This window comes from Pseudomonas syringae, from assembly GCF_002157375.1.
In the GTDB taxonomy this organism is placed as follows: Bacteria; Pseudomonadota; Gammaproteobacteria; order Pseudomonadales; family Pseudomonadaceae; genus Aquipseudomonas; species Aquipseudomonas syringae_T.
Map to the genome: position 1 here is coordinate 154,406 of NZ_MTSA01000007.1, position 17,946 is coordinate 172,351.

Annotated in this window: 22 protein-coding genes and 1 pseudogene; 9 read left to right on the forward strand and 14 right to left on the reverse strand. The window is 58.5% G+C overall.

Annotated features, from left to right (window positions below; all coding sequences use genetic code 11):
• Positions 1-423 precede the first annotated feature (423 nt).
• The 3 genes and pseudogenes from BW686_RS10840 to BW686_RS27120 all read right to left on the reverse strand — a co-directional run.
• Positions 424-1,329 (reverse strand): acyltransferase, encoded by a 906-nt coding sequence (locus tag BW686_RS10840; protein ID WP_084916427.1) that lies wholly within the window; start codon positions 1,327-1,329, stop codon positions 424-426.
• A 63-nt stretch (positions 1,330-1,392) separates the two neighbouring features.
• A complete protein-coding gene (gene pta / locus BW686_RS10845) occupies positions 1,393-3,483 on the reverse strand; it encodes a phosphate acetyltransferase (protein WP_084916430.1) in 2,091 nt (696 codons plus the stop codon).
• 248 nt (positions 3,484-3,731) lie between these two features.
• Positions 3,732-3,854: pseudogene (locus BW686_RS27120) on the reverse strand (DUF3565 domain-containing protein); the annotation flags it as partial.
• Positions 3,855-3,867: 13 nt separating this feature from the next.
• On the opposite strand from BW686_RS27120, the gene BW686_RS10855 reads away from it, so the two are divergent.
• From BW686_RS10855 to BW686_RS10865, 4 genes are all read left to right on the forward strand, one after another.
• On the forward strand, positions 3,868-4,353 hold the full coding sequence (locus BW686_RS10855; protein WP_084916433.1) for an FKBP-type peptidyl-prolyl cis-trans isomerase: 486 nt from the start codon (positions 3,868-3,870) through the stop codon (positions 4,351-4,353).
• On the forward strand, positions 4,316-4,486 hold the full coding sequence (locus BW686_RS26820; RefSeq protein ID WP_179149238.1) for a hypothetical protein: 171 nt from the start codon (positions 4,316-4,318) through the stop codon (positions 4,484-4,486). Before BW686_RS10855 ends, BW686_RS26820 begins: the two co-directional genes overlap by 38 nt.
• On the forward strand, positions 4,483-4,971 hold the full coding sequence (locus tag BW686_RS10860) for a glutathione peroxidase (RefSeq protein ID WP_084916436.1): 489 nt from the start codon (positions 4,483-4,485) through the stop codon (positions 4,969-4,971). Before BW686_RS26820 ends, BW686_RS10860 begins: the two co-directional genes overlap by 4 nt.
• A gap of 176 nt (positions 4,972-5,147) precedes the next feature.
• Entirely contained in the window at positions 5,148-6,251 is a 1,104-nt protein-coding gene (locus BW686_RS10865; RefSeq protein WP_084916439.1) for an NADH:flavin oxidoreductase, read from the forward strand.
• On the opposite strand, the gene BW686_RS10870 is transcribed toward BW686_RS10865, so the two are convergent.
• Both BW686_RS10870 and BW686_RS10875 read right to left on the reverse strand, forming a co-directional pair.
• Positions 6,220-7,431 carry a glycosyltransferase family 4 protein gene (locus BW686_RS10870; protein ID WP_084916442.1) on the reverse strand — a complete coding sequence of 404 codons (1,212 nt, stop codon included), beginning with the start codon at positions 7,429-7,431 and terminating at the stop codon, positions 6,220-6,222. The genes BW686_RS10865 and BW686_RS10870 overlap by 32 nt on opposite strands.
• Before the next feature lie 84 nt (positions 7,432-7,515).
• Entirely contained in the window at positions 7,516-7,821 is a 306-nt protein-coding gene (locus BW686_RS10875) for a hypothetical protein (protein WP_084916445.1), read from the reverse strand.
• Between the two features lie 320 nt (positions 7,822-8,141).
• Between BW686_RS10875 and BW686_RS10880 the strand changes: the two genes are divergently transcribed.
• Positions 8,142-8,738 carry a hypothetical protein gene (locus BW686_RS10880; RefSeq protein ID WP_084916448.1) on the forward strand — a complete coding sequence of 199 codons (597 nt, stop codon included), beginning with the start codon at positions 8,142-8,144 and terminating at the stop codon, positions 8,736-8,738.
• Positions 8,739-8,826: 88 nt separating this feature from the next.
• Here BW686_RS10880 and BW686_RS10885 read toward each other — a convergent pair whose 3' ends face one another.
• Both BW686_RS10885 and cysZ read right to left on the reverse strand, forming a co-directional pair.
• On the reverse strand, positions 8,827-9,177 hold the full coding sequence (locus BW686_RS10885; protein ID WP_084916451.1) for a hypothetical protein: 351 nt from the start codon (positions 9,175-9,177) through the stop codon (positions 8,827-8,829).
• A gap of 187 nt (positions 9,178-9,364) precedes the next feature.
• A complete protein-coding gene (gene cysZ, locus BW686_RS10890) occupies positions 9,365-10,126 on the reverse strand; it encodes a sulfate transporter CysZ (RefSeq protein WP_084916751.1) in 762 nt (253 codons plus the stop codon).
• A 330-nt stretch (positions 10,127-10,456) separates the two neighbouring features.
• On the opposite strand from cysZ, the gene BW686_RS10895 reads away from it, so the two are divergent.
• Together BW686_RS10895 and trxB are read left to right on the forward strand one after the other, a co-directional pair.
• A complete protein-coding gene (locus BW686_RS10895; protein WP_084916453.1) occupies positions 10,457-11,056 on the forward strand; it encodes a peroxiredoxin in 600 nt (199 codons plus the stop codon).
• Between the two features lie 153 nt (positions 11,057-11,209).
• Entirely contained in the window at positions 11,210-12,172 is a 963-nt protein-coding gene (gene trxB / locus BW686_RS10900) for a thioredoxin-disulfide reductase (RefSeq protein WP_084916456.1), read from the forward strand.
• 64 nt (positions 12,173-12,236) lie between these two features.
• Here the strand turns inward: trxB and BW686_RS10905 are convergent, their stop codons facing one another.
• The 7 genes from BW686_RS10905 to BW686_RS10935 all read right to left on the reverse strand — a co-directional run bounded on the left by BW686_RS10905 (position 12,237) and on the right by BW686_RS10935 (position 16,136).
• Positions 12,237-12,578: a HopJ type III effector protein gene (locus tag BW686_RS10905; protein WP_084916458.1), complete on the reverse strand. Its 342-nt coding sequence runs from the start codon at positions 12,576-12,578 to the stop codon at positions 12,237-12,239.
• Positions 12,571-12,867 (reverse strand): DUF1244 domain-containing protein, encoded by a 297-nt coding sequence (locus BW686_RS10910; RefSeq protein ID WP_084916461.1) that lies wholly within the window; start codon positions 12,865-12,867, stop codon positions 12,571-12,573. Before BW686_RS10910 ends, BW686_RS10905 begins: the two co-directional genes overlap by 8 nt.
• Positions 12,868-12,910: 43 nt before the next feature.
• A complete protein-coding gene (folX, locus tag BW686_RS10915; protein ID WP_084916464.1) occupies positions 12,911-13,282 on the reverse strand; it encodes a dihydroneopterin triphosphate 2'-epimerase in 372 nt (123 codons plus the stop codon).
• On the reverse strand, positions 13,282-13,845 hold the full coding sequence (gene folE / locus BW686_RS10920) for a GTP cyclohydrolase I FolE (protein ID WP_084916467.1): 564 nt from the start codon (positions 13,843-13,845) through the stop codon (positions 13,282-13,284). Before folE ends, folX begins: the two co-directional genes overlap by 1 nt.
• 20 nt (positions 13,846-13,865) lie before the next feature.
• Positions 13,866-14,576 (reverse strand): dihydromonapterin reductase, encoded by a 711-nt coding sequence (folM, locus tag BW686_RS10925; RefSeq protein WP_084916470.1) that lies wholly within the window; start codon positions 14,574-14,576, stop codon positions 13,866-13,868.
• 235 nt (positions 14,577-14,811) lie between these two features.
• On the reverse strand, positions 14,812-15,381 hold the full coding sequence (locus BW686_RS10930; protein ID WP_084916473.1) for an antibiotic biosynthesis monooxygenase: 570 nt from the start codon (positions 15,379-15,381) through the stop codon (positions 14,812-14,814).
• Positions 15,382-15,530: 149 nt separating this feature from the next.
• The gene (locus tag BW686_RS10935; protein ID WP_084916475.1) at positions 15,531-16,136 is read right to left on the reverse strand and encodes a hypothetical protein; all 606 of its coding nucleotides are present in this window, start codon (positions 16,134-16,136) and stop codon (positions 15,531-15,533) included.
• Positions 16,137-16,324: 188 nt separating this feature from the next.
• On the opposite strand from BW686_RS10935, the gene BW686_RS10940 reads away from it, so the two are divergent.
• Together BW686_RS10940 and BW686_RS10945 are read left to right on the forward strand one after the other, a co-directional pair.
• Positions 16,325-16,777 (forward strand): flavodoxin, encoded by a 453-nt coding sequence (locus tag BW686_RS10940; protein ID WP_084916478.1) that lies wholly within the window; start codon positions 16,325-16,327, stop codon positions 16,775-16,777.
• 111 nt (positions 16,778-16,888) lie between these two features.
• Positions 16,889-17,800 carry an SDR family oxidoreductase gene (locus BW686_RS10945; protein WP_084916481.1) on the forward strand — a complete coding sequence of 304 codons (912 nt, stop codon included), beginning with the start codon at positions 16,889-16,891 and terminating at the stop codon, positions 17,798-17,800.
• The last annotated feature ends 146 nt before the right edge of the window (positions 17,801-17,946 follow it).

A 17,946-nucleotide genomic window follows, 5' to 3' on the forward strand; every position in this document is an offset into this window, starting at 1 on the left:
TCGCGAGCAAGCTCGCTCCCACAAGTCACTGTTGAGGTCAACCTTAAGCCGATTCCGGGTCAGCAATACTGATCAACACCGCTGCGCCGTGGACTGGTTGAATGCGGGGCAAAGTGGGAGCGAGCTTGCTCGCGAAGGCGATGGTTCAAACGCGAAGTTTGCGGCGGCCTTGATGGCCTCTTCGCGAGCAAGCTCGCTCCCACAAGTCACTGTTGAGGTCAACCTTAAGCCGATTCCGGGTCAGCAATACTGATCAACACCGCTGCGCCGTGGACTGGTTGAATGCGGGGCAAAGTGGGAGCGAGCTTGCTCGCGAAGGCGATGGTTCAAACGCGAAGTTTGCGGCGGCCTTGATGGCCTCTTCGCGAGCAAGCTCGCTCCCACAAGTCACTCAAGCTCGCTCTCACCTCCCACACGTCAATATCAATGCTGCGCTGGGTACTGCTCATGCATCGCGTCCAGCAGCCGGTCTTTTTCTTCCCATAGCGCATTGATCCACTGCTGGAATTCCAGGCGGTATTCGCCGTCCTGGTCGTAGTTCTTGCCGAGGAACTGTGGCGGGATTCTGATCTCTTCGAAGTGGGCGACCACTTCCTTCACGTTGCCGCACAGCAGGTCCCAGTAGCCGGGCTGACCGCCCGGGTAATGGATGGTCACGTTGATGATCGACTCCAGCTGTTCACCCATCGCGTCCAGCACGAAGGCGATGCCGCCGGCCTTGGGTTTGAGCAAGTGGCGGAAGGGCGAGTTCTGTTGGGCGTGTTTGCCGGCTGTAAAGCGCGTGCCCTCGGCGAAGTTGAAAATCCCCACCGGGTTGTGGCGAAACTTTGCGCAGGTGCGGCGGGTGGTTTCCAGGTCCTTGCCTTTCTTCTCCGGGTGTTTTGCCAGATAAGCCTTGGAGTAGCGCTTCATGAAGGGGAAGCCCAACGCCCACCACGCCACGCCGATCACCGGGACCCAGATCAGCTCCTGCTTGAGAAAAAACTTCAACGGACGGATGCGCCGGTTGAGTACGTATTGCAGCACCATGATGTCCACCCAGCTCTGATGGTTGCTGGTGACCAGGTACGAGTGTTGGTAGTCCAGCCGTTCCAGACCGCTCAGGTGCCAGCGGGTGTGGCACAGCAGTCTGATCCACGCGTTGTTGGTGCCGATCCAGGTTTCGTGGATGTGGCTCATCAGCCAGTCGGTGAAACGCTGGGCGGCAGAAAAGGGCAGGCAGAGTTTGAAGAGTGCGACCACGAACAGCACCGAGCAACAGACGATGGTGTTCAGCGCCAACAGCAGCGAAGCGATGACGCCGCGCAGTGGGGCAGGCAGGAAATCCATGACGGACAATGCTCCGGAAGTTATCGGACGCCGCAGGCTGTCCTGCGGCGTCTTGAGTGTGTATCAGGACAGTGTATCGGCCTGTATGGCTGTCAGTGCGATGGTGTAGACGATGTCATCCACCTGCGCCCCCCGCGGCAGATCGTTCACCGGCTTGCGCAGGCCTTGCAGCATCGGGCCCAGGCTTACACAGTCGGCACTGCGTTGAACTGCCTTGTAGGTGGTGTTGCCGGTGTTCAGGTCCGGAAACACAAACACGTTTGCGCGCCCTGCGACCGGGCTGTCAGGGGCCAGTTGCCGGGCAACGTTTTCATTGGCTGCGGCATCATACTGCAGCGGTCCGTCGATCAATAGATCACGCCGGGTTTCCCGTGCCAGCTGGGTCGCCTCGCGGACTTTTTCGACTTCTTCGCCACTGGCCGAGTTACCGCTGGAATAACTGATCATCGCCACCCGTGGCGAGAGTCCGAACGCGGTCGCCGAGTCGGCACTTTGCAGGGCGATCTCGGCCAGTTCGCTGGCGCTCGGGTGCGGGTTCATGATGCAGTCGCCGTACATCAGCACCTGCTCGGGAAACAGCATGAAGAACACCGATGACACCAGCGTGCAGCCCGGCGCGGTCTTGATCAGTTGCAGGGCAGGGCGGATGGTGTTGGCGGTGGAGTGAACGACGCCCGACACCAGCCCGTCGACCTCGTCCAGCGCCAGCATCACCGTGCCGATCACCACCGGGTCTTCAAGTTGTTGCTCGGCCATCGGCGCGTTCAGGCTCTTGCTTTTGCGCAGTTCCACCATTGGCGTCACGTAGCGCTCGCGAATCACTTCGGGGTCCAGAATTTCAAGCCCCGGCGGCAACTCGATACCGTGCGCCTGAGCCACCGCTTGCACTTCCTCTGGCCTGGCCAGCAACACGCAACGCGCGATACCGCGTGCCTGGCAGATAGCCGCCGCCTGAATGGTCAGCGGTTCGTTGCCTTCCGGCAGGACGATGCGCTTGTTGGCTGCCTGCGCACGCTGGATCAGCTGATAGCGGAACACGGCAGGTGACAGGCGCAGCTCGCGAGGGGTGCCGCAGCGCTGATGCAGCCAGTTGGCATCCAGATGGCTGGCGACGAAGTCGGTGATGATCTCCGCGCGCTCGCGGTCATCGATGGGGATTTCCTTGTTCAGCTGATTGAGACGGTTAGCCGTGTCATAAGAGCCGGTGCTGACCGACAGCACCGGCAGACCGGCCTGAAGTGCGCCCCGGCACAGTTCCAGAATGCGCGGATCGGGCACGGTGTCGCTGGTCAGCAGCAGGCCCGCCAGCGGGACACCGTTAATGGCTGCCAGGCTCACGGCCAGAATAATGTCGTCACGGTCGCCTGGCGTCACGACCAGTACGCCGGGCTTGAGCAGCGGAACGGTATTGAGCACCGTGCGGGCACAGATGATGATTCTGGACATGCGGCGCTGGTCGTAGTCACCCGCATTCAGCACGTTTGCGCCGAGCAGTTCGGCGACGTCGCGGGTGCGCGGCGCGTTCAGTTCGGCGCGGTAGGGAATGCAGCCCAGCAGCCTGAAATCGCCATTGCGCAGCAGCGGCGAGTGATCTTTCAGGCGCGCCGCGAAAACTTCCATACTTTCGTCCGTGCGGACCTTGTTAAGGATCACGCCCAAGACCTTCGGGTCCTTGGGGCCGCCGAACAGTTGAGCCTGCAGCTCGACCCGGCCCGACAGTTCGGTCAGCACTTCGTTTTCCGGCGCCGACACCAGAATGACTTCGGCATCCAGGCTCTTGGCCAGGTGCAGATTGACCCGTGCGGCGTAGCTCGCGCTGCGGGTCGGCACCATGCCTTCAACCACCAGCACATCCTTGTCGACGGCTGCCTGTTGATAAAGGTCGATGATTTCTTCGAGCAGTTCGTCCAGTTGACCATCGCCCAGCATGCGCTCGACGTGCGACAGCGCCAGAGGCTTGGGCGGCTTGAGGCCGTGAGTTCGGGCCATCAGTTCGGTCGAACGCTCAGGGCCGAGGTCGCCGGGATGCGGCTGGGCAATCGGCTTGAAAAAGCCCACTTTCAGGCCTGCGCGCTCAAGGGTGCGCACCAGGCCCAGGCTGATGGAGGTCAACCCCACACCAAAATCCGTGGGGGCAATAAAAAACGTCTGCATACGGGCTTCTCGATTGAGCAGTGCAAGGGGCGCAGCAGATATGGAACAGCGGCTGGCCAAAAAAGTCTGGAAATCGTCTGGCGCGAATTCTCACCGGCAAGATTATCGTTATCTGTGGATTCGCACACCTGCCGTAACGAAAGGCCTGACCTGCCAGCGCATCCTGTGCCGAATCCCGCCACATGAGGCCAGGAGCGCGGCGGGCGTGGTGGCTGAATGGGGCAGCAGAACAGTAGCGTATTTCAACAGGCTTGCTCGTCCTGTCTCGAATCGACAACAGTTGAACTCTCCAATCCGGGCCGTCCGTCAGAGTTGCGTTCGCTTTCGGGCGATGGCTTGGTTAAACTTGCTCGTTCTTCAATCTTAAGCAAAGGTTCTGTCCCCATGCCGATCGCCGCCAATAAGGCTGTCTCCATTGACTATACCCTGACCAACGACGCTGGTGAGGTCATCGACAGCTCTGCCGGTGGCGCGCCGCTGGTTTACCTGCAAGGTGCCGGCAACATCATTCCGGGCCTGGAAAAAGCCCTTGAAGGCAAAGACGTCGGTGACGAATTGAAAGTTGCCGTCGAGCCGGAAGATGCCTACGGTGAATACTCCGCCGAGCTGGTCAGCACCCTGAGCGCCAGCATGTTCGAAGGTGTCGACACGCTTGAAGTCGGCATGCAGTTCCATGCTTCGGGTCCGGACGGCAGCATGCAGATCGTGACCATTCGCGATCTGGATGGCGATGATGTTACCGTTGACGGCAACCACCCGCTCGCGGGTCAGCGTCTGAACTTCGACGTGAAGGTCGTGGCTATTCGCGACGCCAGTGAAGAAGAAGTGGCGCATGGCCACGTTCACGGCGAAGGCGGCCATCAGCACTGATTCGTGCTGTCAGGCTCAGGTCACTGAAAAGGCGCTCTGGCTGTTCGGCGATGATGATTCTGTCACGCGTTCGGTCAGGGTGCCTTTTGAAGTTGTGGCCGAGGGCTACTTGTTTCAAAAGGGGTTCTCATGAGTGCTTTTCACGACATCAAATTGAAAGCGCTGGGTGGTCAGGAACTGCCACTGGCTGATTTCAAGAACAAGGTTGTTCTGGTGGTCAACGTTGCTTCCAAGTGCGGGCTGACACCGCAGTACGCGGCGCTTGAAAACCTGTATCAGCAATACAAGGACAAAGGCCTGGTGATATTGGGGCTGCCGTGCAATCAGTTTGCCGGGCAGGAACCAGGCACCGAGCAGGAAATTGCCGAGTTTTGCCAGCTCAATTACGGTGTGACCTTTCCGCTGGGTGAAAAGCTCGACGTCAACGGGCCGAACCGTCATTCGCTCTACCGTCTGCTGGCGGGCGAGGGGGCCGAGTTTCCAGGCGACATCACCTGGAACTTCGAAAAATTCCTGGTGGGCAAGAATGGTGGCGTCAGCGCACGTTTTTCACCACGCACTCCGCCAGACGATGCTGCCGTCATCCAGGCTATCGAAAAGGCCTTGGCGCACAGCTGAGCGCTTGGCCGGGAAGCGATCCTGCTCGCCCGGCTGACTTCCGCATTCGCGGCTTCTTGACTCAAATCAACCCGATCAATAGTACTGGGCCGCCGCAGACGCCCGGCGATATTCTGCGCGTCTGATCTGGCGCCCGGCGCCGTATAGCCATCGACTATTTTTCCTCGGAGTTCCGCATGCCGGCACAAGCCTTGTTCACACCTTTTCGTCTGGGCAGTCTGGAGTTGTCATCACGGGTGGTCATGGCGCCCATGACCCGGTCGTTCTCGCCGGGGCATGTGCCCAACGCCAAGGTGGTCGAATACTACCGGCGTCGAGCGGCGGCCGGTGTCGGGCTGATCGTGACTGAAGGCACCACGGTCAACCACAAGGCGTCCAACGGCTACCCGAACGTTCCGCAGTTTTTTGGCGAAGCGCCGCTGGCCGGCTGGAAAAAAGTGGTCGATGCGGTCCATGCAGAAGGCGGCAAGATCGTGCCACAGCTCTGGCACGTGGGCGCGGTTCGTCGTCCAGGCACCGAGCCTGACGGCAGCGTACCCGCTTACGGCCCGATGGAGAAAATCAAGGACGGTCAGGTGCTGGTGCATGGCATGAGCAAGCAGGACATCGACGACGTCGTTGCCGCCTTCGCCCAGGCAGCTGTCGATGCCAAGGCGATAGGCATGGACGGCGTCGAGATCCACGGCGCGCACGGTTATCTGGTGGACCAGTTTTTCTGGGAAGGCAGTAATCAGCGCACCGACGAGTACGGCGGCAGCCTTGCCAATCGCTCGCGGTTTGCCATCGAATTGATCAAAGCCGTGCGTGCGGCGGTAGGGCCGGATTATCCGATCATCTTCCGCTTCTCACAATGGAAACAGCAGGATTACACCGCACGTCTGGTGCAAACACCCGAAGCGTTGGGTGAATTCCTTCAGCCATTGTCTGACGCAGGCGTGGACATCTTCCATTGTTCTACGCGGCGTTTCTGGGAGCCCGAATTCGAAGGCTCCGAATTGAACCTGGCAGGCTGGACACGCCAGCTCACCGGCAAACCAACGATTACCGTTGGCAGCGTCGGGCTGGACGGCGAGTTTCTGCAGTTCATGGTCAATACCGACAAGGTCGCGCAACCCGCCAGCCTGGAAAACCTGCTTGAACGGCTGGGTAACGAGGAGTTCGACCTGGTGGCCGTGGGGCGCGCGCTGCTGGTCGACCCGGACTGGGCCGTGAAAGTGCGCGAAGGGCGCGAGCAGGACATTCTGCCGTTCAGTCGAGAGGCACTGACGACACTGGTCTGATGGTTTTTTCGCGCACCGGCCTGGCTTCTTTGACAGACCCGCTCGGGCACGCCTCACGCAACTGCCGCTCGAACTGATCGATGATAGCCGTCCAGCCGTGGCGGCTGGCATGTTGTCTGGCATTCAGGCGCACCCGACGCAATGTTTCGCTGTCTTCAAGCATCCAGCGGGCGGCGTCGATGAATGCGGCTTCGTCGCCCGGCATCGCCAACGCGCCGTTATGGCCATGACGGATATGCTGCCCGGCAGCCGCTTCGTCATAGGCCACGACACCCAACCCTGAAGCCAGGGCTTCAAGCACCACATTGCCGAATGTCTCGGTCAGGCTCGGGAACAGGAACATGTCTCCCGAGGCGTAGTGTGTCGCCAATACTTCCCCGCGTTGAGTACCGCAGAAAATAGCGTCGGGTATTTGTTGCTCAAGCTGGGTACGCTGTGGCCCGTCGCCGACCACGATCAGTTTGAGCGTGCGCTGTGGGTAACTTTCCTTGAGTGCTTCGAAGCTGGCCTTGAGCAGGCCCAGGTTTTTCTCCGGCGCAAGACGTCCAACGTGCATGACGCCTACATCACCGGCTTGCAGGCCCCAACTGTCGCGCAACGTCTGTGAACGTCTGGACGGGCTGAACAGCTGGCTGTCGACGCCGCGAGACAGCAGCTCGATCCGTTCAAAGCCGCGGCGTTCCAGTTCCACCTTCTGACTGATGCTCGGCACCAGGGTGACGCGCGAACGGTTGTGAAACCAGCGCAGGTAGTGCGTCAGCAGCCGGGTAATGAACCCCATGCCGTACTGTTGTGTGTATTGCGGAAAGTTGGTGTGAAAACCGCTGATCACCGCAATGCCCAGCCGTCTTGCTGCCCGCAATGCCGACAGCCCCAACGGGCCTTCCGTGGCGATATACAGCACATCAGGGCGACGCCGCTGCCAGCGTCGCAGCAGTTTGTGCATCGAAGACTGACCCCACTGCAAACCCGGATAACCCGGTATTGGCCAGCCCCGGCACAACATCAGGTCATCGGCCGCGCCGGAAAGAAGCTCTTCACTCTGGCGGGGGCGGACCAGTTCTACCCGATGCCCACGCATTCGCAGCCCGTCACAAAGCCGCCCCAGGGTATTGGCAACGCCGTTGATCTCGGGAGTGAAGGTTTCAGTGATCAGGGTGACATTAAGAATTTGGCTCATGGGAGCAGTTTCGGCTGGTTACATTTCGGTTATGTGGCGGTTGTGTGAACTTCAGTGGCTTCACATCAACCGCGCGGGTTTATTTCAATGGCGATGTTGAGGGGCGGCGATGCTCTCCATTGCAGCGGGTTTTGGCAGAAAGCCCTTCTCGTCGATCACAGACTTGCGTTGCTCGAGGCTCATGCTGTTCATGAAAAAGGTCGAGCGGGGCTGGGTCTGTTTGCCTGGCGTCGCGGACGCGACCGGTGCAGGCTTGTCGGCCACCTGAGTAGTCATTTGGTTCAATATCTGGCTAAAGCGACCTGAGCGCGATTCCGGGAGAGTCTCCAGGCTGGCAGATCGTGGGGTGGTGACTGCTTTGGTTGTTGCGGTATTGACGATGTTTTCCATTGCTTTACTGCTCCTGTTGTTTAGAGGCAACAGGAGCAAACGCAATGCCAATGTAGATGATTGGTGTAGTCCTACAGGCTTGAATCAATCGGGCGGGGCGGTGATTTGTTTGACCTACAGAGACTGCCTACATGACACTTTTTGAAATGCTGGCAACGTTTGGTCTTTGGCGGCAACGGTTTGCCAGCGGTCAGTTAGACGCTTTTGGCGCTGATTGTAAGGCTGGGACTTTTCTTCTGTAGGAGATGTCTTTATGTTTATCTTTTTTGCCGGGTTTATGTCGGTCTGATAGTATCAACTCCTTTTCAGAAGGATATGAAATGTCAGATCTAATATATGCGCCACCCAAAGCCAGTCTTGATAAGGAAGCGTCGGCCAGTGGAGGCCCAGAGTTTTATGTCGTGTCCCTGCAGAAGTTTTTTATTCTGTATTTTTTGACGTCGGGGTTCTTTTCAATTTACTGGTTCTATCGAAACTGGGCGTTGAACAAGAAGTTTTCGGGCAGTAACGTGTGGCCTGTCGCGCGGGTGGTGTTCTCCTTTATCTACGCTTTTGCATTGTTTCGTACAGTGGACAAGAGCCTGCGGCGGCAAGGGAGCGGCCACCTGGCGTATTGGGCGCTCGTCGCCTCGGTGTCGCTGGCGTTGACGATTGCAGGGACGCTGCTGGCGCAAGGGGCTTCAGGGAATCTGCGATTTGAAATGCCCGGAGGCTGGCTGGTGTGGGCCGTTCTGCTGGCAACAGCGCAGACGCTTAATATGATGCTGGTGCAGTCAAAGATGAATGTCGCGGCGCTTGATCCCGACGGGAGCAGCAACTCAAGGTTAACGCTGGCCAATGGTTTCTGGATTGTTGCCGGGTGTGCCATGTGGTTGATGAGTATGCCGACCTATCTCTCCGGGTCTGCCTTGGGGTAGAAAGCCCGTCAAAGTGCCGAACAGATTATCCATCCTCCGTTCGGCACCTTTATCAGCTTGTATTGACTGAGCCAGTCAATCAGCGCTATCAGCCCAGGTCATTAACCAGCTGGCCAATCACTTCACTGATTTTTGCCAGGTCCGGTGCTGCCAGGCGATGTTCATCGGCATACGAATACGCCACAGTGAACAGGCCGGCGGTACGAGGGGAGTAAGACGGAGCATCGTTTTCGTAAACACGATTCCAGGCGTCTTCAGCAAGCGAGGCAGAGAAAATAACGATGCCTTCTTCCGGGTCGTTCACGGCGTTGATATAAACCTGGTCCGGATCGATGGACCACTCGGACAGTTCGCTGACCAGAAAAGCCTGAATTTTTTCTTTGATCTCTGCAGCGTTTTCTTGCTTGGCGATGGCGCTAGGGGTTGCATGGTTATTCATGATTTAACTTCCTTGTTAAGTTCATGTGTCGTCATGTTCGATAGAAGCGGGCTTCACATGAACGGGTTGGTTGAGGCCCTATTTAACCTTGGTCGTCAGTGCCGAGTGCGGTAAATAATTATAGTGTTTGGGTTTTTTTTCTTTCAGGTGTGCCGGGTGCGTATTGCACGCCCCGGCATTTCTGCATTCAGCCGCGTGCGTGGGTCACCGGTAACGCGTCTGCTCCGCGCTCGCGTACCCAGAACAGCGTCGCAGCCGCTACGGCGGCAGGCATCATCAGCAAGTTGACCACCGGGATCAGCAGCGCCACGTAGACGATGCCGCCGAAGCTCAGGCTCTGCCAGCGTTTGCTTTTCAGCCAGCCGAGCATTTCGTTCCAGCCAAGCTTGTGGTTATCGGCGGGGTAGTCGATGTACTGGATTGCCATCATCCACACGCCAAACAGCAGCCACAGCGGCGCGGCAATGATGTTGGCCACCGGGATGAAGGACAGAATGAACAACCCGAGCATGCGCGGCAGCATATAGCCCAGCTTGCGTGCCTCGCGTGCCAGGGTGCGCGGAACCATTGCGAACAGCTCGGCCCAGCTGAACGCAGGCGATTCGTCCACGCCGCGAATCACGGCTTCTACCTTTTCAGACAGAAAGCCATTGAACGGCGCGGCAATGATGTTGGCGACCACTGTGAAAGTGAAAAACACCATCAACAGCACCAGGGCCACGAACAGCGGCCAGAGGATGTAGCTGAGAAAGCTCAGCCAGTGGGGCAGCGTGGGCATGAATGTATCGACCCACAACTCGAACTGATGCACCGCCAGATAGATCAAGCCGCAGAACAGCACCACATTGATGCTCAGCGGCAGCAAAACAAACAGGCGCAAGCCAGGGCTGAGGACCAGTTTCAGGCCTTCTCTGAGGTATTGCGGGCCGGTAAGGGCGGGAGCGGGCATGGCAGCCTCCGAGTACTCGAAAGGCGTGACCTTACCGGCTTTGCAATGGCCATGAAAGCCCATGAGTGCATTGTGCAGAGGACATTGCTGGCGGGCAGGTCAACGTGACCACGCAAGGGCGTTTGCACCGACTGTTGCAAGGGGGGGCATATGCCATGCTCGCGGCGAAATATGCGTTGATAACGCTACAGATGGAGGGGCATCGGACGAGCAGGCTATAGAGGTGACCTATAGAGTGGATTGTGAAACGATATTTCCTTAACCTTTGTCACCCCGATAGGCTTGGCAGCAATTTCAGGGCCTGTCCTTCAAATTTTCATGGAGTTATCAATGAGCGTACTGGTAAACAAGCTTGCCCCGGATTTCGATGCAGCGGCAGTGCTGGGCGACGGGTCCATCGTCGACAGTTTCAAGTTGTCCTCGCTGCGCGGTAAATACGTGGTCTTGTTCTTCTGGCCGCTGGATTTCACGTTCGTATGCCCTTCGGAAATCATTGCCCACAACAACCGTATCGCCAGGTTTCGTGAGCTGGGTGTCGAAGTGGTCGGCGTTTCCATCGATTCGCAATTCACCCACTTCGCATGGCGCAGCACGCCGGTCGAGAAGGGTGGCATCGGCGAAGTCGAGTTCACGATGGTGGCTGACGTCAAGCACGAGATCACTCGCGCTTACGGTATCGAACACGATGACGGCGTTGCGTTGCGCGCTTCTTTCCTGATCGACAAGGAAGGCGTGGTGCAGCACCAGGTGGTGAACAACCTGCCACTGGGTCGCGACGTGGACGACATGGTACGTCTGGTCGAAGCGCTGCAATTTACCGAAGAGCACGGTGAAGTCTGCCCTGCCGGCTGGCGTCCAGGTCAGAAAGGCATGAAAGCCGACGCCCAGGGCGTGGCTGACTACCTGGCCTCGAACGCAAAAAATCTGTAATCGACGGCTGCGGACCGGCACGCAAGCCGGTTCGCAGTGTCAGAACTTTCAGGACCTGCCGAGTGTAATGACACTTCCCCAAGTGTTTCGGCGGTCCTTTTTTATTCAGCGGCCCGACTGCGGCGTCCTGCAGTCGGTCGACAGGAGTGTGTCATGTCAGACGTACGTCATTCCCGAGTGATTATTCTCGGCTCCGGCCCTGCCGGTTACAGCGCGGCGGTCTATGCTGCACGCGCCAATTTGAAGCCACTGCTGATCACCGGCATGCAGGCTGGCGGTCAGTTGACCACGACCACCGAAGTCGACAACTGGCCGGGTGATCCCCACGGGCTGACCGGTCCTGCGCTGATGGAGCGTATGCGCGAGCACGCCGAGCGTTTCGAGACCGAAATCGTCTTCGACCACATCAACTCTGTGGACCTGGCCGGCAAGCCGTTCAGCCTGCAAGGTGACAGCGCGACCTATACCTGCGATGCGTTGATCATCGCCACAGGCGCCAGTGCCCGTTATCTGGGTCTGCCTTCGGAAGAAGCGTTCATGGGCAAAGGCGTTTCTGCCTGTGCGACGTGCGACGGTTTCTTCTATCGCAACCGTGAAGTTGCAGTTGTCGGCGGTGGTAACACGGCAGTGGAAGAGGCGCTGTACCTGGCTAACATCGCCAGCAAGGTCACGCTGGTTCACCGCCGCGAGACGTTCCGCGCCGAGAAGATCCTGATCGACAAGCTGCACGCACGTGTGGCTGAAGGCAAGATCGAACTCAAGCTCAACGCCACGCTGGACGAGGTGCTGGGTGACAACATGGGCGTGACGGGTGCGCGTCTGAAAAACAACGACGGCAGCAGCGACGAGCTGAAAGTCGACGGCGTATTCATCGCCATCGGGCACACGCCGAACACGTCGTTGTTCGAAGGTCAGTTGGCCTTGAAAGACGGCTACATGGTTGTGCAGGGCGGTCGTGAAGGCAATGCAACTGCCACCAGCGTGGAAGGTGTGTTCGCCGCCGGTGACGTGGCTGACCACGTTTATCGCCAGGCAATCACCTCGGCAGGTGCCGGCTGCATGGCTGCGCTGGACGTCGAGCGTTACCTCGACGGGCTGGCCGACGTTTCGTTCTGATGAGCGTCGCCTGACTCTCGTGCCAGCCCTGGTACGAGAGTCACTCTGATTTCATCCCGACTGGTCAAGCCTTGCGCTTGAGCGGTTCGCTTTCAAACTGCACGCCCGCCAGACCGTTCTCGATCAGTGCGCGGATGTTGCCGTGATCGCTGCCTTCCGGCGTGGCTTGTACCGAGCGGTAATGCTCGCCAAATGCCAGCAACGCCTCTTCATCAGTCAAGCCTTCGAGCAACGCCAGGCCAAGTGTCTTGCATGAACCCTCGTTCTGCCCGGCGGCGTTGTCGACGTTGCCGTTTTTGAATGGTTGGGGCTGGTAGTCGTAACCTTCTGCAATAAAAGCCAGCGTGTCGGCGAACAGGTGTTCGCCGCTGTTCAGGCTGACACGCAGCGCGTTCAGATCAGTCATGTCTGGTTTCCTTGGCAAACGCCGCCTGTTGCTCGGCGCTGGCTTCTTTCTGGTACTGGGCTTTCCACTCGCTGTACGGCATGCCGTAGACCACTTCGCGGGCATCATCGAGGCTGATGTCGATGTGTTTTTCGTCGGCAGCGGCCTTGTACCATTTGGACAGGCAGTTGCGGCAGAAACCGGACAGGTTCATCAGGTCGATGTTCTGGACATCCTTGCGGCTGTCCAGATGCGCGACCAGTCGGCGAAAGGCTGCGGCTTCGAGTTCGAGGCGTTCTTGTTCGGTCATGACGGGCTCTGTTCAGTCGTTGAGTCGCGTCATGATAAGAGGTTCAGCGCTGACCGGCGAGCGTGATCGACACCGATTCCGCGAAACGCAGCGCGTGCGGCTTGTCGACTTCTACTTCGGCGTAGGTGACCGCCTCATGAGTCATGACCAGGTCGAGCACTTCTTGTGTCAGCCGTTCCAGCAACGCAAAGCGATTGCCTTCGACATGCTGAATGATGGCTTTGGTGATGGTGCGGTAGTTGAGCGCGTGTTCGATGTCGTTATCGCGAACGGCTTCCTGCGCGGCGTAAAGAATCGTCAGGTTGATCAGCACGTCCTGCTTGTTGAGGATTTCGTCTTCGTTGATACCGATATAGGTGCGCAGGCGCAGGTCCTTGACACGTATGCGGGCAGTCCCGGGTTCGAGTCTTGCCATTATTGTCTGCTCCGTCCGATCAATTGCAGAAACTCCATGCGGGTGGTGCTCGACTCTCTGAAAGCGCCCAGCATGACCGAGGTGTTCATGGTCGAATTCTGTTTCTCCACGCCGCGCATCATCATGCACATGTGTTGAGCTTCAATGACCACTGCCACACCCGAAGCGCCTGTGACACCCTGGATGGCATCGGCAATCTGTTTGGTGAGGTTTTCCTGAATCTGCAGGCGCCTTGCAAACATGTCCACGATGCGGGCGATCTTCGACAGGCCCAGTACCTTGCCGGTCGGAATGTAGGCCACGTGTGCCTTGCCTATGAAGGGCAGCAGGTGGTGCTCGCAAAGCGAGTACAGCTCGATGTTCTGGACGATGACCATTTCATCATTGTCGGAAGCGAACAGGGCGCCGTTGACGATCTCTTCGACGCTCTGGGTGTAGCCGTGACACAGGTACTGCATCGCTTTGGATGCGCGCTTCGGGGTGTCCAGCAGACCTTCGCGGTCGGGGTTTTCGCCCAGTCCGAGCAGAATGTCTCGGTAGTGCTGTGGCAGGGATGAACTCATCAGATGGTCCTCGGGGCGGCTTACTTGACGTGCCGTCCGCCGTTTACGGTCAGTGTTGTGCCGGTGACATAAGTGCTGTCCAGAAGGTAGCGCAGGCTCTGGTAGATCACTTCTGCACCTGGCTCTATGCCCATGGCCGACTTGGCCAGGGCGTTGGCGCGGTAGGCCGCATCGTCCTTGGGTTGGAACATCAACAGCGCCGGGGCTATGCCGTTGACTTTGACAAGCGGGGCAAACCGGGCCGCGAAAGACAGCGTCAGGTTTTCCAGTCCTGCCTTGGTTGCGCAATAAGCGATGTGTTTGCTGCTGCCTTTGCGGGTCACGTCATCGCTGATATGCACGATGTCAGCGACCTCGCTCGCGGTGAGCAGGTGTTCGCAATGCAGGTTGATCAGGTAGGGCGCCAGCATGTGGACACTGAACATCCGGGTGAAATTGTCGGCTTCGTCGCCTGGCACTTCAGCCAGCCACTCGGACGCGTTGTGTACGATCGCGCGCAGGCTCGAGGTCTGGGCTTTCAACCGCTCGATGAATGCCATGATCCCGGCTTCGCTCGAAAAATCACCGTGTATCGCCACCGCACCGGCCTGACGCAGCTCGGTCACGCTTGCGTGTTCCGTGCGATAACTGATGATGACCCGATGCCCATGCTCCAGCAGTCGCAGCGCACAGTGCAGGCCGACGCGTTGGCTGGCGCCGGTAATCAGGATCGGTGCAGAAGATAATGCCATCGACAGCTCACGTATCAAATGTCCGGAGTGGACGTGGATTCTACGGTCGATTGTGTCTTCCGGTTTACAGGCAAAGTTATACCAGAGAATTTCTTTGTACAACCCTGGCCAGCATTAAACTCACTCACCCCGCTGAAGCGAGGCGCGTGTCGATGATTTATTCGGCCGGGACGGTGGCTCTGAGCAGATCAAGACCTGTACCTGAACGCGCAGTGTGTACAGGTCTTGAAGGGCGTTACCGAGGCGAAGGCGACTGGGTCGGGCGTGCCGAGGGGGCTGGCGGGGTTTGCAGCCATGAAGCGAGCAGGCGTGTGGACAGTGGAATGAACAGGTAAACCATCAGCGGGGTGAGTGCCGCTGTACTGACCATGATGCGTGGCAACAGATCCAGAGGGCTGAGCAGCGGACCCAGCAGGAAGTTGAACATCAACGACACCGGAAAGAAGGCCAGCCAGATGGCCACGGCCTGTTTCCAGCGGGGCGGGCGCTGATCGACTGCGCCAAACCAGCCGTCGATCCCGCTGACACGGTGTTCAGAGGGCTGGGCAAAAAGACCGCCGCCGCGCACCAGCCAGGAGCGCCGAGACGCGGAATGCTCCCAGGCGTGCATCGTGTGCTCATCGGTAAAGCGGAAAATGATCTGGAATTCGTCACCCCCGGGCGGGGGAGCCAGTACGCCGGAACCCAGATAACCCGGAAAGTCCGTGGCCAGCAGCTCGCCTTCATGCAGCCAGGTCATCATTTCCTGGTAGCGACCCTGCGCAACGCGGCGGGCAACCATCAAGGTGACGGGTGAGGTAGACATTGTGTATCTCCGGTAGAGGCGTGAGATTCCCGGGTAGGGAGGTCACATGCCGCGATCCGGGGTGGTGGGTCGCGACAGCTTCACTGAAAAGCAAGCAAGGATTATTCCTGAAACGGCGCCCGACCGGTAGGGCTTCGGTGCGTTGACGACTACTTGTGCAACGAAGGGTGTTTGCGACGGTGCTCTTGCAGGATGTACTGACGCAGGCGCTCGCCGTCTTCCTTGCCGTGCTTGCTGAAATGATACGCACCGAAGTTGGTGTCGATCATGCGTTCCAGCTTGCCGCGCATCGGAATGGGGGACTGACCCACAGGGCTGAACCAGGCTGAAAAGCTCCTCGGCAGCTTGCCCTCCTTGCGGTATTCGAGCAGCACGCCTTTGAACGACAGCTCGTGAACCCAAAGTGCAGTCAGTGAGCCTTTTTCCGTCTCGAGCGGGATGGGCTCGGGCAGCACAAGACGCCAGGGGCGAATCTTGGGGCCTTCTTCAAAGATGCTCGGCGCACCCAGTTCCAGATGCAGCGCATGGAACTCGTCTTCCACCAGATGCAGCGGAAAATTCATCTGCTGGTTTTCGAATTGCGCGTGGATCGTGACTTGTTCATGTGCAGCGAGTCGGGTCAGCAAATCCTGGATCTGAACCCCGCCATTGACCAGCAGGCTGCGGGTGCTGTCTCGCACATTCAGCTTCGGGTTGCGCTGCATGCTCTGGATGAAATCCAGTTCAGCCTGTGTGAGGAGTGAATCAGGTTGCATGACGGGGCTCGGTCTAACCGGTTATTGAGAACAAAGACCATTGATTCCGCAAAGTGTTCCGACCATTGATCATATTTTTCCAGATCAGTGTTTCAGCCTGACTGCCGATGGCTCAGGAGGCAGTCAAAAAATCAGACGGTATTCTAAGGCATAATGTTTCACTTTTTTAAGCTGCTGCAGGGAGAGTCATGAAAGTCGCCATTGTGTGCGGATCGGTCTACGGATCGGCCGAAGAAGTTGCCAGACACGCTTCAACGTTGCTGCGTGCCGCCGGTCACGAGACGCTCATCAACCCTCGGCTTGCATTGCCCGACCTGCTGGCGTTCGAGCCGCAGGCGATCCTTGCGGTGACATCGACTACCGGCATGGGCGAATTGCCCGACAATGTCATGCCTCTGTATTCTCAACTGCGTGACCTCCTGCCCGCCGCCTTGCGGGGCGTGCCCGGTGGTGTGATTGCATTGGGTGATGCCAGCTATGGCGACACCTTCTGTGCCGGTGGCGAGCAGATGCGTGAACTGTTTGCCGAGCTGGGCGTTGTCGAGTTGCAGGGCATGCTGCGTCTGGACGGCAGCGAGAGCGTCACCCCTGAAACCGACGCCGAACCCTGGCTGGCGGAATTCATCCAGCACCTTGGGTGAAACCATCCCGCTTCGTTATCGGACATGATTCAGCGCAGCCGGTGTTGATTGTGGCCGGCGCGTGCCTGGCCGACACTCACGGCCATGTGTCCTCTGAGCATGGAGCCAGCAATGAACGAGTCGGTGCGTTTTGAAGATAAAGTCGTGATCGTGACGGGCGCCGGTGGAGGGCTCGGACGAGCTCATGCACTGCTGTTTGCGAAGCACGGCGCGCGGGTGGTGGTCAATGATCTGGGCGGCTCGGCCAGCGGCGAGGGGGCCAGTGCTTCTGCTGCCGACCGCGTTGTGGCCGAGATCCGCGAAGCCGGTGGCAATGCCGTTGCCAATCACGATTCGGTGACCGAGGGCGGGCGGATCGTGCAGCACGCGATGGACGCCTTCGGTCGTGTCGATGTCGTGGTCAATAATGCCGGCATCCTGCGCGACAGGACCTTCGCCAAAATGGAGGATGACGACTGGGATCTTGTCTACCGTGTCCACGTGGAAGGCGCCTATAAAGTGACCCACGCCGCCTGGCCGTACATGCGCGAGCAGAACTACGGGCGTGTGATCTTCACGTCATCGACATCCGGCATCTACGGCAATTTTGGACAGTCCAATTACGCAACGGCCAAACTCGGGCTTTATGGGTTGACCCGCACGCTGGCACTGGAAGGGCGCAAGAACCGGATTTTCGTCAACGCCATCGCGCCGACAGGTGGCACGCGCATGACCGAGGGGCTGATCCCGGCCAATGTATTCGAGTTGCTCAAGCCCGAGTGTGTCAGCCCGCTGGTGGTGTACCTGGGAAGCGAGCAGTGCCAGGACAGCGGCGAGCTGTTTGAAGTGGGTGGCGGATGGATCGGCAAGGTTCGCTGGGAGCGCAGTGCGGGCGCAAACTTTGACCCGCAGGCCGGCTTCACCCCTGAAGATGTCGCTGCGCAATGGCAGACCATCAGTGATTTTGAAGGGGCTGTGCATCCTGCTGACAATATCGAGGCCTTGAAGGAGATGATGGCCAACCTGCAGAAGTTCGTCAGGTAACATCGTTTGCTGCAGTCAACGGGTTGGGCAGCCAGTACCTGTCCGGCCCGAAGCCTGTCGGAAGAATCGGTGTTTATAAATATATATAGGACGCTTTACTGTTTTATGTAAGAAGTGTCTGATGGCTATGTAGTGCAAGTATTGAT

Excerpts from the sequence above, each read along its gene's own strand:
- BW686_RS10840 (WP_084916427.1), bottom strand. The coding sequence starts at position 1,329 with ATGGATTTCCTGCCTGCCCCACTGCGCGGCGTCATCGCTTCGCTGCTG.
- pta (WP_084916430.1), bottom strand. The coding sequence starts at position 3,483 with ATGCAGACGTTTTTTATTGCCCCCACGGATTTTGGTGTGGGGTTGACC.
- BW686_RS10855 (WP_084916433.1), top strand. The coding sequence starts at position 3,868 with ATGCCGATCGCCGCCAATAAGGCTGTCTCCATTGACTATACCCTGACC.
- BW686_RS26820 (WP_179149238.1), top strand. The coding sequence starts at position 4,316 with ATGGCCACGTTCACGGCGAAGGCGGCCATCAGCACTGATTCGTGCTGT.
- BW686_RS10860 (WP_084916436.1), top strand. The coding sequence starts at position 4,483 with ATGAGTGCTTTTCACGACATCAAATTGAAAGCGCTGGGTGGTCAGGAA.
- BW686_RS10865 (WP_084916439.1), top strand. The coding sequence starts at position 5,148 with ATGCCGGCACAAGCCTTGTTCACACCTTTTCGTCTGGGCAGTCTGGAG.
- BW686_RS10870 (WP_084916442.1), bottom strand. The coding sequence starts at position 7,431 with ATGAGCCAAATTCTTAATGTCACCCTGATCACTGAAACCTTCACTCCC.
- BW686_RS10875 (WP_084916445.1), bottom strand. The coding sequence starts at position 7,821 with ATGGAAAACATCGTCAATACCGCAACAACCAAAGCAGTCACCACCCCA.
- BW686_RS10880 (WP_084916448.1), top strand. The coding sequence starts at position 8,142 with ATGTCAGATCTAATATATGCGCCACCCAAAGCCAGTCTTGATAAGGAA.
- BW686_RS10885 (WP_084916451.1), bottom strand. The coding sequence starts at position 9,177 with ATGAATAACCATGCAACCCCTAGCGCCATCGCCAAGCAAGAAAACGCT.
- cysZ (WP_084916751.1), bottom strand. The coding sequence starts at position 10,126 with ATGCCCGCTCCCGCCCTTACCGGCCCGCAATACCTCAGAGAAGGCCTG.
- BW686_RS10895 (WP_084916453.1), top strand. The coding sequence starts at position 10,457 with ATGAGCGTACTGGTAAACAAGCTTGCCCCGGATTTCGATGCAGCGGCA.
- trxB (WP_084916456.1), top strand. The coding sequence starts at position 11,210 with ATGTCAGACGTACGTCATTCCCGAGTGATTATTCTCGGCTCCGGCCCT.
- BW686_RS10905 (WP_084916458.1), bottom strand. The coding sequence starts at position 12,578 with ATGACTGATCTGAACGCGCTGCGTGTCAGCCTGAACAGCGGCGAACAC.
- BW686_RS10910 (WP_084916461.1), bottom strand. The coding sequence starts at position 12,867 with ATGACCGAACAAGAACGCCTCGAACTCGAAGCCGCAGCCTTTCGCCGA.
- folX (WP_084916464.1), bottom strand. The coding sequence starts at position 13,282 with ATGGCAAGACTCGAACCCGGGACTGCCCGCATACGTGTCAAGGACCTG.
- folE (WP_084916467.1), bottom strand. The coding sequence starts at position 13,845 with ATGAGTTCATCCCTGCCACAGCACTACCGAGACATTCTGCTCGGACTG.
- folM (WP_084916470.1), bottom strand. The coding sequence starts at position 14,576 with ATGGCATTATCTTCTGCACCGATCCTGATTACCGGCGCCAGCCAACGC.
- BW686_RS10930 (WP_084916473.1), bottom strand. The coding sequence starts at position 15,381 with ATGTCTACCTCACCCGTCACCTTGATGGTTGCCCGCCGCGTTGCGCAG.
- BW686_RS10935 (WP_084916475.1), bottom strand. The coding sequence starts at position 16,136 with ATGCAACCTGATTCACTCCTCACACAGGCTGAACTGGATTTCATCCAG.
- BW686_RS10940 (WP_084916478.1), top strand. The coding sequence starts at position 16,325 with ATGAAAGTCGCCATTGTGTGCGGATCGGTCTACGGATCGGCCGAAGAA.
- BW686_RS10945 (WP_084916481.1), top strand. The coding sequence starts at position 16,889 with ATGAACGAGTCGGTGCGTTTTGAAGATAAAGTCGTGATCGTGACGGGC.